The organism is Streptomyces sp. NPDC003456 (genome assembly GCF_042878735.1).
Lineage (GTDB): Bacteria > Actinomycetota > Actinomycetes > Streptomycetales > Streptomycetaceae > Streptomyces.
Window position 1 is genome coordinate 63655 of record NZ_JBIAOK010000006.1, and the last position, 13579, is coordinate 77233.

12 protein-coding genes are annotated in these 13579 nt (G+C 73.2%); 5 read left to right on the forward strand and 7 right to left on the reverse strand.

The window, feature by feature from the left end:
• Positions 1-37: 37 nt before the first annotated feature.
• The 3 genes from tilS to dacB all read right to left on the reverse strand — a co-directional run bounded on the left by tilS (position 38) and on the right by dacB (position 4117).
• Complete coding sequence (tilS, locus tag ACFYWG_RS24580; protein WP_389203604.1) at positions 38-1075, reverse strand: tRNA lysidine(34) synthetase TilS; 1038 nt, start codon at positions 1073-1075, stop codon at positions 38-40.
• Between the two features lie 196 nt (positions 1076-1271).
• Positions 1272-2396 carry a zinc-dependent metalloprotease gene (locus ACFYWG_RS24585; RefSeq protein WP_383503291.1) on the reverse strand — a complete coding sequence of 375 codons (1125 nt, stop codon included), beginning with the start codon at positions 2394-2396 and terminating at the stop codon, positions 1272-1274.
• Between the two features lie 143 nt (positions 2397-2539).
• The gene (gene dacB / locus ACFYWG_RS24590; RefSeq protein WP_389203607.1) at positions 2540-4117 is read right to left on the reverse strand and encodes a D-alanyl-D-alanine carboxypeptidase/D-alanyl-D-alanine-endopeptidase; all 1578 of its coding nucleotides are present in this window, start codon (positions 4115-4117) and stop codon (positions 2540-2542) included.
• 79 nt (positions 4118-4196) lie between these two features.
• Here dacB and ACFYWG_RS24595 point away from each other — a divergent pair, with 79 nt between their 5' ends.
• Positions 4197-4688 (forward strand): inorganic diphosphatase, encoded by a 492-nt coding sequence (locus tag ACFYWG_RS24595; RefSeq protein ID WP_369198837.1) that lies wholly within the window; start codon positions 4197-4199, stop codon positions 4686-4688.
• A 117-nt stretch (positions 4689-4805) separates the two neighbouring features.
• Positions 4806-6503, forward strand: coding sequence for a threonine/serine exporter ThrE family protein (locus tag ACFYWG_RS24600; RefSeq protein ID WP_383503295.1), 1698 nt, complete (start codon positions 4806-4808; stop codon positions 6501-6503).
• Between the two features lie 62 nt (positions 6504-6565).
• Here the strand turns inward: ACFYWG_RS24600 and ACFYWG_RS24605 are convergent, their stop codons facing one another.
• A complete protein-coding gene (locus ACFYWG_RS24605; protein ID WP_389203610.1) occupies positions 6566-7624 on the reverse strand; it encodes a DedA family protein in 1059 nt (352 codons plus the stop codon).
• Positions 7625-7758: 134 nt separating this feature from the next.
• On the opposite strand from ACFYWG_RS24605, the gene ACFYWG_RS24610 reads away from it, so the two are divergent.
• Positions 7759-8124, forward strand: coding sequence for a YbjQ family protein (locus ACFYWG_RS24610; RefSeq protein ID WP_383503299.1), 366 nt, complete (start codon positions 7759-7761; stop codon positions 8122-8124).
• 19 nt (positions 8125-8143) lie between these two features.
• On the opposite strand, the gene ACFYWG_RS24615 is transcribed toward ACFYWG_RS24610, so the two are convergent.
• Positions 8144-8905 (reverse strand): MerR family transcriptional regulator, encoded by a 762-nt coding sequence (locus ACFYWG_RS24615; RefSeq protein ID WP_383503301.1) that lies wholly within the window; start codon positions 8903-8905, stop codon positions 8144-8146.
• Between the two features lie 102 nt (positions 8906-9007).
• On the opposite strand from ACFYWG_RS24615, the gene ACFYWG_RS24620 reads away from it, so the two are divergent.
• Positions 9008-10294 carry an ion channel protein gene (locus ACFYWG_RS24620; RefSeq protein WP_389203613.1) on the forward strand — a complete coding sequence of 429 codons (1287 nt, stop codon included), beginning with the start codon at positions 9008-9010 and terminating at the stop codon, positions 10292-10294.
• A gap of 50 nt (positions 10295-10344) precedes the next feature.
• Positions 10345-11751, forward strand: coding sequence for a glutamate decarboxylase (locus ACFYWG_RS24625; protein ID WP_376328050.1), 1407 nt, complete (start codon positions 10345-10347; stop codon positions 11749-11751).
• Positions 11752-11800: 49 nt separating this feature from the next.
• Here ACFYWG_RS24625 and ACFYWG_RS24630 read toward each other — a convergent pair whose 3' ends face one another.
• On the reverse strand, positions 11801-12562 hold the full coding sequence (locus ACFYWG_RS24630) for an ABC transporter permease (RefSeq protein ID WP_383503305.1): 762 nt from the start codon (positions 12560-12562) through the stop codon (positions 11801-11803).
• Positions 12559-13509, reverse strand: a complete 951-nt coding sequence (locus tag ACFYWG_RS24635; RefSeq protein ID WP_385421667.1) for an ATP-binding cassette domain-containing protein — start codon at positions 13507-13509, stop codon at positions 12559-12561. The genes ACFYWG_RS24630 and ACFYWG_RS24635 overlap by 4 nt, the downstream gene beginning before the upstream one ends.
• Positions 13510-13579 lie beyond the last annotated feature (70 nt).

Here is a 13579-nt window from a genome sequence, read left to right on the forward strand (position 1 = left end):
AGCGGCCCTTCCCCCGCGGCTGCGGAGGGGTGGTGCTTCAGCCTTGCCGAATCACCAGTCTGCCACCCTGCCGCCGGGCCACGACCTTGCCGGGGAGGTTGATGGCTCCCTGACCGCGCCAGCCGGTGATCAGGCGGTCGACTTCCTCGAGGTGGCGGGCGAACAGCGATCCGGCCGGTGCCCCGGCCGCGACGGCGGCGCGGCGCAGGACGCGGCGGCGCACGGCGGGCGGCAGGGCGTAGAGCTTGGCGCACTCCAGCTGTCCGGTGGCGTCGCGGACGGTGGCCTCGGCCTGCGAGGCCCACGTGTCGAGGGCGTCGGCGTCGTCACGGGAGAGCTGGGCCGTACGGGCGAGTGCCTCGACGACGCCCTTGCCGAGGGCCTTCTCCAGGGCGGGCAGGCCCTCGTGGCGCAGCCGGGAGCGGGTGTAGGCCGGGTCGGCGTTGTGGGGGTCGTCCCAGACGGGCAGGGACTGGACCATGCAGGCTTTGCGGGCGGTCTGCCGGTCGAGCTCCAGGAAGGGGCGCCGGTAGCGGCCGCCGGCCCCCGAGACCGCGGCCATGCCGGACAGGGAGCGCGTGCCGGAGCCCCGGGCGAGGCCGAGGAGGACGGTCTCGGCCTGGTCGTCGCGGGTGTGCCCGAGCAGGACGGCGGCGGCGCCGTGGCGTTCGGCCGCGGTGTCCAGGGCGGCGTAGCGGGCGTCACGGGCGGCGGCTTCGGGCCCGCCGGCGCGGCCGACGCGCACGGCGACGGAGTCCACGGGGTCGAGGCCGAGTTCGCGCATGCGCTGGACGACTTCCGCGGCGCGCACGTCGGAGCCGGTCTGCAGGCCGTGGTCGACGGTGATGCCGCCGGCCCTGATGCCGAGCTTGGGGGACTCGAAGGCGAGGGCGGAGGCGAGGGCCATGGAGTCGGCGCCGCCGGAGCACGCCACGAGCACGAGCGGCCGGGGCGGCCGGTCGTGCGGGAGGGCGTGCGCGACCGTGGCGGGGGCGTGGTGCAGTTCGGTGAGGAGGTCGTGGAGGACGCGGCGGACCGCCAGGCGTATCGCCGCGACCGCAGGATGGGGACCCATGTCCGGTTCCCTTCATGAAGTTTTCGGGGGGTGAGCCCGCGTGTCGGTCACGCAGAGTGTGTAGATGGTGACAGAAGCGGGCCGTTCCCCGAGCATTGCACGCCTACCCCTGGCTCACGGTCCCTCGGACGGGTGATTGGTGGGGCGTTCGCCTGCCGTGGGCGGGTTCCTCTTCACGACCTGAACGTCCCCTGCGCTACTCGGCCTTGCGGTGCACCCGCGTGACCCAGTCCGCCGGTTTGGCGATCTCCGCCTTGGTGGGGAGGGTGTTGGGCGAGGTCCACACGCGGTTGAAGCCGTCCATGCCGACCTCGTCGACGACGGCCCGCACGAACCGTTCGCCGTCGCGGTACTGGCGGAGCTTGGCGTCCAGGCCGAGCAGCTTGCGCAGGGCGAGGTCGAGGCGGGAGGCGCCCTTGGCGCGGCGCTGCTGGAACTTCTCCCGGATCTCGCCGACGGAGGGGACCACGGACGGGCCGACGCCGTCCATCACGAAGTCGGCGTGCCCCTCCAGCAGGGACATCACGGCCGTGAGGCGGCCGAGGATCTCGCGCTGGGCGGGGGTCTGCACGATCTCGACGAGGGAGCGGCCGCCGTCGTCCTCCTCGGCCTCGGGGCGGCCTCCGGCGAGGCTCTGCGCGGCCTCGCGGACCCGTTCCAGGACGGTCATGGGGTCGACGTCGGTCTCCGCGAGGAACGCCTGGACCTCGCCCTCCAGGTGGTCGCGGAGCCAGGGCACGGCGGTGAACTGGGTGCGGTGCGTCTCCTCGTGCAGGCACACCCAGAGCCGGAAGTCGTGCGGGTCGACGTCGAGTTCGCGCTCGACGTGGACGATGTTGGGGGCGACGAGCAGGAGCCGGCCGCCGCCGCTGCCGCCGGGGAGTTCGCGGGTCGCCGGGGCGAAGGTCTCGTACTGGCCGAGGACGCGGGAGGCCAGGAAGGACAGCAGCATGCCGAGTTCGACGCCGGTGACCTTGCCGCCGACGGCGCCCATGACCGCGCTGCCGGCGCTGCTGCCGCGCCGCTCCTGCATCTTGTCCAGCAAGGGCCTGAGGATCTCCCGGAACCCGGCGACGTTCGCGCGCACCCAGCCCGGCCGGTCGACGACGAGGACGGGGGTGTCGTGCCCCTCCTCGGTGCCGAGCCGGGTGAAGCCGCGGACGTGTTCCTCCGAGGCCTTGGCGTGCCGGCGCAGTTCCGCGACGACGGCCCTGGCCTCGTCGCGGCTCACCTCGGGGCCCGGCCGTACGAGCCGGGTCGCGGTCGCCACCGCGAGATTCCAGTCGACCATGCCGGTTGAAGCACCACCGATGCTCGTCATGCGTCAACCGTACGTGAGCGCCGCCCGGTGGGGCAGGGCGGCGAGGAGCGGCTCTCCCCGGGGCCCGCTTCCGGACACCCGGCCCCGCGGCCACCGGCACCCCGGCCGGGCCCTTGCCGGCCCGGCGTCCGGGAGGCCCTTCGTCAGCCGCAGCCGCAGGCCGCCAGGGCGCTGGCCACCCGGTCGAGGGCCTTCTGGGTCGCCGTCGGTGCGACGCCCTCCGTGCCGGTGGTCATGAAGGCGAAGGCCAGCAGGCGGCCCTGTTCGTCGACCAGGGTGCCCGCGAGGGCGTTGACGCCGTGCAGGGTGCCGGTCTTGGCGCGGACCACGCCGGCCGCCCCGTCCGTGTAACGGCTGGTCAGGGTGCCGGTGAAGCCGGCGACGGGCAGACCGGTGAGGGCCGGCCGGAGCTCGGGGTGGGACGGGTCGGCCGCCTTGGCGAGCAGCGCCGTGAGGAGGCCGGGCGTCAGGCGGTCGGCCCGGTCGAGCCCGCTGCCGTCCTTGAAGGCGGCGCCCTTCACCGGCAGGCCCAGTGCGCGCAGCCGGGCGCCGACGGCCTTGTCGGCACCGGCGAAGTCGGCCGGGTGGCCCGTGGCGATCGCGGTCTGGCGGGCCAGGGACTCGGCGAGGTCGTTGTCGCTCTGGGTGAGCATGCGCTCGACGAGGGCCGACAGGGGCGGCGAGGAGACCTTGGCGAGGGTCTTCGCCCGGGTCGTGGCCTTGGACAGCCCCGGGGCGCCGGCCTTGATGCCGTGGCCCTTCAGGAAGTCGCCGAACCGGCGGGCCGCGTCCGCGGCCGGGTCCGGCACGCGCGCGGCGGGCCCGCTGGTGGAGTCGTCGGTGCGCCCCTCGTCGGCCATCAGGGGGGTGACCCGGGCGAGGTTGTCGTTCTCGCCGATCGGGTGCCTGTCGGAGCCGGCGTAGAGGGTCGTGTCGTAGGACAGGGTGACCTCGCGGATGCCGCGGTCGGCGAGGGCGGCGGCCGTGCCGGCGGCGAGGTCGCGCAGGCTGGCCTGGCCGTCGGCCTTCTCGCGGGCGGTGAGGGTGGGATCTCCCCCGCCGACGAGGACTACTTCTTTCGTGTCGGGTTCCAGCGCGGCCCGGGTGGTGAGCCGGTGGTCGGGGCCCATCGCGGACAGGGCGGCGACGGCGGTGGCGATCTTCGTCGTGGAGGCGGGGGTGGACGCGGCGTCCGGGCTCTTGCCGAACAGGCGCCTGCCGGTGGTGACGTCGACGACGGCCGCGGCGGGCCGGGGGCCGAGCGCCGGGTCCTTCAGCAGGGGTGTGAGGGCGTCCGCGAGCGCCTTGCCGTCCGGCCCGGACCGCACGGTGCTGACGCCGCCGAGACCGGTCAGCACGGGCCCGGCGCTGGGGGCGGGCCGCGGGCGGCCGGGCGCACCGGCGGCGCTGCCGTGATCTGTGCCACCCGGGCGGGACAGGGCCACGGCGCGGTCCCGCTCGGCCGTACGCTGGCCCGAGGAGTCCCAGGGGCCGGCCGCGGTCACCACTCCGGCCGCCAGGGCGAGCCCGGCGGTGGCTGCCCCCGCGGTGTACCCCCAGGTCTTCGGCCGCGCGACCTGCGGTTTTTCGTCTCCCCGGAGCCGGGCGAGTCCTGGTCGCACGGTCGCCGCGGCCCGGGCCAGGCGTGGTCGTACGGCGCCCGCGATCCGCACGACGTGCGGTCTCGCGGCCCGCCAAGGCCTCAGCTCTGGCACGACCACCAGCCCCTTTCGCGATCACACACCTGCGTGAGGGACACTTAACCACCAGAACTATGTGTTGATCATGGAGGAGCCACCGGTGGAGTTCGACGTCACGATCGAGATTCCGAAGGGTTCGCGGAACAAGTACGAGGTGGACCACGAGACCGGTCGTATCCGCCTGGACCGCCGACTCTTCACCTCGACCAGCTACCCGGCCGACTACGGCTTCGTCGAGAACACCCTCGGCGAGGACGGCGACCCGCTGGACGCGCTGGTCATCCTGGACGAGCCGACGTTCCCCGGCTGCCTGATCCAGTGCCGCGCGATCGGCATGTTCCGCATGACCGACGAGGCCGGCGGCGACGACAAGCTGCTGTGCGTCCCGGCGCACGACCCGCGTGTGGAGCACCTGCGCGACATCCACCACGTGTCGGAGTTCGACCGCCTGGAGATCCAGCACTTCTTCGAGGTCTACAAGGACCTGGAGCCGGGCAAGTCGGTCGAGGGCGCCAACTGGGTGGGCCGTACGGACGCCGAGGCGGAGATCGAGCGGTCCTACAAGCGCTTCAAGGAGTCGGGCGGTCACTGACCCCCCGCACGATGCTCACGGGCCGTACGCCTGCGCGTGCGGCCCGTCGGCCTGGATGTGCGCATACTGAGGCCAGGGGGTACTGAGGCTGACGTGTCGTACAGGGAGCGCCAGGCAGTGACGGACGCGGAGGACCGCAAGCCGAAGTCGGACGAGGCGCGGAGTGCCTTCCAGCCTCCGGCCCAGACGGTCGTCGACGGGGACATGTCGACGACGTCGGAGTTCGCGATCCCCGACGGGCTGGCCGTTCCGAGAGCGACGGTCTCCGAGTCCGAGACCACGTCCGAGTTCGCCGTGCCGGACGGGCTGGAGGTGCATCCGGCGCACCCGGCCGAGCAGGAGGGGTCGGCGTTCACCACGCCGAGCACCTACAGCTCCCAGCACGCGCCCGCGGCCTTCACGCCGCCCGACGGCATGCGCCAGGTCAGTCTGACCAAGGACGTGCCGTGGCAGGACCGGATGCGCACGATGCTGCGCATGCCGGTGGCGGAGCGGCCCGCGCCGGAGACGGCGCACCGCGGGGGCGACGAGAGCGGGCCGGCGGTGCCGCGCGTGCTCGACCTGACGCTGCGGATCGGCGAGTTGCTGCTCGCGGGCGGTGAGGGCGCCGAGGACGTGGAGGCGGCGATGTTCGCCGTCTGCCGGTCCTACGGGCTGGACCGCTGCGAGCCCAACGTGACGTTCACGCTGCTGGCGATCTCCTACCAGCCGTCCCTGGTCGACGACCCGGTCACGGCGTCGCGGACCGTGCGCCGCCGGGGCACCGACTACACGCGGCTGGCGGCCGTGTACCAGCTGGTGGACGACCTCAGCGACGACGAGACGGCGGTCTCCCTGGAGGAGGCCTACCGGCGGCTCGCGGAGATCCGCCGCAACCGGCACCCCTACCCGGGCTGGGCCCTGACCGGGGCGAGCGGCCTGCTGGCGGGCGCGGCCTCCGTCCTGGTGGGCGGTGACGTGGTGGTGTTCGTCGCGGCGGCGCTGGGCGCGATGCTGGGCGACCGGCTGGCGTGGCTGTGCGCGGGGCGCGGGCTGCCGGAGTTCTACCAGTTCACGGTGGCGGCGATGCCGCCGGCCGCGATCGGGGTGGCGCTGACGCTCGGTCATGTCGACGTGAAGGCCTCCGCGGTGATCACCGGTGGGCTGTTCGCGCTGCTGCCCGGGCGGGCGTTGGTGGCGGGCGTGCAGGACGGCCTGACCGGCTTCTACATCACGGCCTCCGCCCGTCTGCTGGAGGTCCTGTACTTCTTCGTGGGCATCGTCGCCGGGGTGCTGCTGGTGCTGTACTTCGGTGTGCAGCTGGGCGCGCGGCTCAACCCCGACCAGGCGCTCGGCGCCTCCGACGACCCGGTCATGATGATCGCCGCGTCGATGCTGCTGTCGCTGTCGTTCGCGGTGCTGCTCCAGCAGGAGCGCGCCACCGTGGTCTGGGTGACGCTCAACGGCGGTGTCGCCTGGGTCGTGTACGGCGCGATGCACTACGTCGGGGACATCTCTCCGGTGGCGTCCACGGCGGCGGCCGCGGGGCTGGTGGGACTGTTCGGGCAGTTGCTCTCCCGCTACCGGTTCGCCTCGGCCCTGCCGTACACGACCGCCGCGATCGGGCCCCTGCTGCCCGGTTCCGCCACGTACTTCGGTCTGCTGGCCATCGCGCAGAGCGAGGTCGACGCGGGGCTGGTGTCGCTGTCTAAGGCGGTGGCACTGGCCATGGCCATCGCCATCGGTGTGAACCTGGGGTCCGAGATCTCGCGGATGTTCCTGCGGATCGGCTCGGCGGAGAAGCGCCGCGCGGCGAAGCGCACCAGGGGCTTCTAGGCCCTGCACCGGCCGGGGGGAGCGGCCGCCCGGGCCGTCCCCCCTCGTGCCGCGCGGGCCGCTCAGTAACCGTTCCCGTAGGGGTCCTGCCCGCCGCCGCCCTGCCGGCTGCCGTACGGCTGCTGCGGCGCCTGCGGCTGACCGTAGGGCTGCTGGGGCTGCTGGGGCTGCTCGCCGTAGGGCTGCTGCGGCGCGTGCGGCCGGCCGTAGGGCTGCTGCCGGCCGTACGGCTGCTGCGGCGCCTGCGGCTGGCCGTAGGGCTGCTGCTGGCCGTAGCCCGGCTCCGGGCTCTGCGGGTACTGCCCGTGGTACTGCTGGTCCTGCCGGCCCGGGTGACCCTGTCGTCCCTGCCGGCCGTTCCCGTCGCCGTAGGGGGACTGCTGCTGCGGGTGGCCGTGGGGCGGCCGGTCGTCCGGGGTGATGCGGCGCAGCTGCGTCGTCGCGTCGTCCATGGCCGGGGGCTGCTGGTGGCGCCCCTCCTCGGGGGCCTGGGCGGCCGCGCGCTTGTTCTTCGCGCGCTCGCGGAGGTACTCGATGATGATCGGCACGACCGAGAGCAGGACGATCAGGACGAGGATCGCCTCGACGTTCTTGTTGATGAAGTCGATCTGGCCGAGCCAGTAGCCCGCGACGGTGACGCCGGTGCCCCAGGCGATGCCGCCGACGACGTTGTACGTCAGGAACGTGCGGTACTTCATGCGGCCGGCGCCGGCGACGATGGGCGCGAAGGTGCGCACGATGGGCACGAAGCGGGCCAGGACGATCGCCTTGGGCCCGTACTTCTCCATGAACTCGTGGGCCTTGTCCAGGTTCTCCTGCTTGAAGAGCTTGGAGTTGGGCCGGCTGAACAGCTTCGGGCCGAGGAACTTGCCGATCATGTAGCCCACTTGGTCGCCGAGGACGGCGGCGAGCACGATCAGCGTGCAGACCAGCCACAGCGGCTGGCTGATGTACGTGCCCTCGGCGACGAAGAGACCCGCCGTGAACAGCAGGGAGTCACCCGGCAGGAACGCGAAGAGGCCGGACTCCGCGAAGACGATGAGCAGGATGCCGGGCAGGCTGAACGTGGAGATCAGATGCTCCGGGCTGAGCCACTCGGGGCCGAGCGCAAGCGTGGTCACGGGGATGTGGCTCCTGCTGCTGTGGGATACGGGCTGGGGCTGACTGCCTCAAAGTATCAACGCAGCCGTCATGACCCAGGTTCCATGGGGGTTATCAGGATGCACTGTGGCCCGTCCCGGGCAAAGCTGTGGACATGGGCATCGACGAATACGGCGGTGGACAGGGGCCCCAGCCCGACGTCCTCGTCGTCACCACGAACGACGTACCCGGCTACCGCGTGCAGGAGGTGCTCGGGGAGGTGTTCGGCCTCACCGTGCGCTCCCGGCACATCGGCAGCCAGATCGGCGCCGGGCTGAAGTCGATGGTCGGCGGTGAGCTGCGCGGCCTGACCAAGACGCTCGTGCAGACCCGCAACCAGGCCATGGAACGGCTCGTGGAGCAGGCACGCGCGCGAGGAGCCAACGGCGTGCTCGCGTTCCGCTTCGACGTGACGGAGGCGGCGGACGTGGGCACGGAGGTGTGCGCCTACGGCACGGCCGTGGTCCTGGCCCGGGAGTGAGTCACCCCCGGGCCGGGGATCAGGAGGCGTGCCGGTCCGCGTTCGCGGCGATGGCGTCCTTGAGGTGCCCGGCGAGGCCGGGGCGGATCGCGTCGTAGAACGCCGTGAAGCGCTCGTCGGCGACGTACATCTCGCCCAGGCAGCGGTGCAGCTCGTAGGAGCACGGGTAGAACCAGGTGCAGATGTGCTGCCGGTGCTCCTCCGCGAGGGCCCCGGCCGCCTCGCCGGTGGGGGGCTCGCCGGCCTCGATCAGGGCGGCGTAGCGCCGGCCCCAGTCGGCGGCCTCGGCCTGGATGCGCAGCCAGTCGTCCTTGGTGTAGCGGGCGGCCCGGCGCTGCGACTCGGCGTACTCGGCCGTGCCGCCCCAGCGTTCGCGCACCTCCTCGTCGTACTGCTCGGGGTCCTGGTCGCCGAAGACCTCGAACTTCTCCTCGGGTGTGAGATCGATTCCCATCGTGCGTGCCTCCATGGCGTGCTCCACGGCCGCCGCCATCTTGCGCAGCTTCTCGATCCGGGCGGTCAGCAGGTCGTGCTGCCGGCGCAGGTGTGCGCGCGGGTCCGCGTCCGGGTCGTCGAGCAGGGCGGCGACCTCGTCGAGCGGGAAGCCGAGCTCCCGGTAGAACAGGATCTGCTGCAGCCGGTCGAGGTCGGCGTCGCTGTAGCGCCGGTGGCCCGCGCGGCTGCGTTCGCTCGGGACGAGCAGGCCGATGTCGTCGTAGTGGTGCAGCGTGCGCACCGTGACGCCGGCGAAGCCCGAGACCTGTCCCACGGAGTAGCTCACTTCCGCTCCCTTCCTCTTCCGCGGTCCACGGTCGGGCCTCACGCCGCGTGAGGTGCAAGCGTGTTTCCTGTTTGTCCGCTTTGATCCGTTTATCGTGTGCCCGTGGTCCAGGACACCGAGTCGCAGGCGCCTTCCGTCACCCCGGCGACCCCCGCTCGCGCCCTGCTGCCGTCGATCGTGCCCGCCGTGGCCGTCGGTGTCCTGTCCAGCCTGGTGCTGGTGGGCGTCGAGGTCGCCGCCGAGCACCTCCAGGACGTGCTCTGGGGGCCCCTGCCGGACGCGCTGGGCATCGGCCGGTACTCGGTGGCGTGGATGTTCGTGATGCTCGTGGCGACCGGGATCGCCGTCGGGCTCGTGGTGTGGCGGATGCCCGGGCACGCGGGCCCCGATCCGGCCACCGTGGGGCTGGACGCCCCGGTCCTGCCGCCCGTGGTGCTGCCGGGTCTGGTGCTGGCGACCGCGCTGATGCTGGCGGGCGGTCCCAGCCTCGGTCCGGAGAACCCGATCATCGCCGTCAACGTCGGCCTGGCGGTGTGGCTGGGCGGCCGGGCCGTCCCGCGGGCACCGGGCCGGATCTGGCCGGTGCTGGCCGAGGCGGCCACCATCGGCGCGCTGTTCGGCACGCCCGTGGCGGCCGCCCTGGCGATCTCCGAGGTGCTGGCCGGGCAGAAGACGCGGGGCCTGCTCTGGGACAACCTCTTCGCGCCGCTGACCGCCGCCGCGGCTGGCTCGCTGACGGTCTCCCTCGTCGACCGCCCGAGCTTCGACCTGGGCCTGCCGCCCTTCGGGCGTCCCGGCTGGGCCGATCTGGCGGCGGCCGTCGTGGTCGCCTCGGTCGGCGCGCTGCTCACCCTGTGCGCGGTGTACGCCTTCCCCCACGTCCACGCGGCCTTCCGCCGGCTGCGGCACCCCCTGCTGATGCTCCCGGTGGGCGGTGCCGTGCTGGGCGCCCTGGCGGCGCTGGGCGGCCACCTGACGCTGTTCAAGGGGCTCGACGAGATCGCCGTGCTGGCGCAGGACCCGCAGGCCCGCGGTGCCGGCGAGTACGCCGTGCTGACGGTGGTGAAGCTGGCCGCGCTGCTCGTCGCGGCCTCCTGCGGCTTCCGCGGCGGGCGCATCTTCCCGGCCGTGTTCGTCGGCACCGCCCTCGGCCTGGGCGCCCACGCCCTCGTCGACGGGGTGCACCCCTCGGTCGGGGTGGCCGCCGCGGTGCTCGGCGTACTGCTGGCGATCACCCGGCAGGGCTGGGTGAGCCTCTTCGTCGCCGCGGTGCTGGTCGCCTCCCCGTCGATCCTCGTCCTGCTGTGCGTCGCCTCCCTGCCCGCCTGGCTGCTGGTGACCGGCCGGCCGCAGATGCAGCTGCGCGAGGACGGCACATCGGTCCGCTGACGCCCCCGACCCATCCACCCCCTGTCGGAACACATCCCCTGGAGGCACCCGTGCCGCTCCACGAAGGCCCCCGCCGCTCCGGCGAGCACCGCATCTCCGTCAACCCGTTCTACGGACCCGCCAACCCCGTCGGCGACATGGCCGAGGCCCCGCCGACCCACCGGCTCCCGGACCAGCCGATGGCCCCGGCGACCGCCCACCAGCTGGTGCGCGACGAGCTGATGCTGGACGGCAACGCGCGGCTGAACCTCGCCACCTTCGTCACCACCTGGATGGAGCCCGAGGCCGGGCTGCTGATGGCGGAGTGCCGGGACAAGAACATGATCGACAAGGACGAGTACCCGCGCACCGCCGAGCTGGAGCGGCGCTGCGTGGCGATGCTCGCCGACCTGTGGAACGCGCCCGACCCGGCCGCAGCCGTGGGCTGCTCCACGACCGGGTCGAGCGAGGCCTGCATGCTCGCCGGCATGGCCCTCAAGCGGCGCTGGGCCCAGCGCAACGCCGACCGGTACCCGGGGGCCAGGCCCAACCTGGTGATGGGCGTGAACGTGCAGGTCTGCTGGGAGAAGTTCTGCAACTTCTGGGAGGTGGAGGCGCGGCTGGTCCCCATGGAGGGCGAGCGCTACCACCTGGACCCGCAGGCCGCGGTCGAGCTGTGCGACGAGAACACCATCGGGGTCGTCGGCATCCTGGGCTCCACCTTCGACGGCTCCTACGAGCCGGTCGCCGACCTGTGCGCCGCGCTGGACGCGCTGCAGGAGCGCACCGGGCTCGACATCCCGGTGCACGTCGACGGGGCGTCCGGCGCGATGGTCGCGCCCTTCCTCGACGAGGACCTGGTGTGGGACTTCCGGCTGCCGCGGGTGACGTCGATCAACACCTCGGGCCACAAGTACGGCCTGGTCTACCCGGGTGTCGGCTGGGCGCTGTGGCGGGACGCCCACGCGCTGCCGGAGGAGCTGGTGTTCCGGGTGAACTACCTGGGCGGTGACATGCCGACGTTCGCGCTCAACTTCTCCCGGCCGGGGGCGCAGGTCGTGGCGCAGTACTACACGTTCCTCAGGCTGGGCCGGGACGGCTACCGGGCCGTGCAGCAGGCCGCGCGGGACGTGGCCACGGGGCTGGCCGCGCGGATCGAGGCGCTCGGCGACTTCCGGCTGCTGACCCGGGGCGACCAGCTGCCGGTGTTCGCCTTCACGACCGCGCCGGACGTGACGGCGTACGACGTGTTCGACGTGTCGCGGCGGCTGCGCGAGCACGGCTGGCTGGTGCCCGCGTACACCTTCCCGGAGAACCGTCAGGACCTGTCCGTGCTGCGGGTGGTGTGCCGCAACGGCTTCTCCGCCGACCTCGCGGACCTGCTCGCGCAGGACCTGGAACGGCTGCTGCCGGAACTGCGCCGGCAGCCGCACCCGCTGACCGAGGACAGGGGCGCGGCCACCAGCTTCCACCACTAGGGCAACAGGCCCTCAGGCCCGGCGCCCGGGTCGATCCGGGCGCCGGTCCTCACCGGCTCAGCCGCGCGAACCTGCGCACCGCCAGCGGGAAGAACACCGCCAGCAGCGCCAGGGGCCAGGCGACCGCCGCCCAGACGTGCCCGGACTCCGCGCCGGGGACACCGAAGAGGTGCCGTACGGCCGTGGCCGTGTGGGACATCGGGTTCCACTCGACGACCGTGCCCAGCCAGCCGGGCATGGAGCCGGGCGCGGCCAGGGCGTTGGACAGGAAGCCGACGGGCCAGACCAGGATCTGCACGGCCTGCACCATTTCCGGCCGGCCGGCCACCAGGGCGAGGTGGATGCCGATCCACAGCATCGCGAAGCGGAACAGGAGCAGCAGGCCCAGGGCGGCCAGGAGGGCCGCCGGGCCGCCGCCGGGCCGCCAGCCGAGCGCCGCGCCGACGCCGATCAGCACCAGCAGGGCCATCGCCGACTGGAGCATGTCGGCGGCGGAACGGCCCACCAGCACCGCCCCGTCGGCCATCGGCATCGACCGGAACCGGTCGATGACGCCCTTGTTCAGGTCCTGGGTGACGGCGAGCATCGTGCCTTCCAGACCGAAGGCCATGGTCAGCGCGAGCATGCCGGGGATCAGGTAGTCGCGGTACTCGCCGCTCACGCCCCGGCCGCCGCCGACCAGGTAGCCGAACATGAGCAGCAGCATCACCGGGAAGACCAGGTTGACGGCCAGCTGGACCGGCTGCCGCTGCCAGCGGGCGAGCTCGCGGCGGGTCATGGTCCAGGAGTCGGTCAGTGCGTGCGCGGTCACGCGGCCTCCTTCACTCGGTGGGCGTCGCCGGTCAGGTGCAGGAACACCTCGTCCAGCGTCGGCCGGCGCAGGGCGACGTCCTCCGCCTCGATCCCGGCCTCCGCCAGGGCTCGTACGACGCCGGTCAGGGCCTGCATGCGGTCGGCGACCGGGGCGCTCAGCAGGCGGCGGTCGGCGTCGACGGTGACCCCGGTGAGGGGCAGCAGGGCGACGGCCGCGCCGAGCTGCCCCGCCTCCCGCAGGACGACGTCGATGCGGTCGCCGCCGGTCTCGGCCTTCAGCTCGCCGGCCGTGCCCTCGGCGATCACCCGCCCGGCGTCGACCACGCTGATGCGGTCGGCGAGCTGGTCGGCCTCCTCCAGGTACTGCGTGGTGAGCAGGACCGTCGTCCCGCCGCCGACCAGGGCGCGGACGGAGTCCCACACCTCGGCCCGCCCGCGCGGGTCGAGGCCGGTGGTCGGCTCGTCCAGGAACAGCACCTCCGGCTCGGTGATCAGGGAGGCGGCCAGGTCCAGCCTGCGCCGCATGCCCCCGCTGTACTGGCCCACCGGCTTGCGGCCGGTGTCGCCGAGGCCGAACCGCTCCAGGAGCTCGCCGGCCCGCGCGCGTGCCCCTCGGGCGCCCAGGTGGTGCAGCCGGCCGAACAGCTCCAGGTTCTGCCTGCCGCCGAGTTCCTCGTCGAGCGCGGCGTGCTGGCCGAGCAGGCCGATGCGCAGCCGCACGGCGTACGCCTCGCGGACCGCGTCGTGGCCGGCCACCACCACCCGGCCCGCGTCCGGCCGCAGCAGCGTGGACAGGACCCGGACCAGGGTGGTCTTGCCCGCGCCGTTCGGCCCGAGCACCCCGTGCACCGTGCCGCGCGCGACCGTGAGGCCGAGCCCGTCCAGCGCCTTCTTCTCCCCGTACCTCTTGTGCACGCCCTCGACGGTGATCGCCGCGTCGGCCACCGGGCCTCCCTCTCTAGTCAAACTTGACTACCCGCATGAAGGTATCCCCGCCCGCGCCATTCGTCAAACT

What these genes read in the sequence shown, in the direction of transcription:
- tilS (WP_389203604.1), bottom strand. Translation starts at nt 1,075, where the DNA reads ATGGGTCCCCATCCTGCGGTCGCGGCGATACGCCTGGCGGTCCGCCGC.
- ACFYWG_RS24610 (WP_383503299.1), top strand. Translation starts at nt 7,759, where the DNA reads ATGGGCATCGACGAATACGGCGGTGGACAGGGGCCCCAGCCCGACGTC.
- ACFYWG_RS24585 (WP_383503291.1), bottom strand. Translation starts at nt 2,396, where the DNA reads ATGACGAGCATCGGTGGTGCTTCAACCGGCATGGTCGACTGGAATCTC.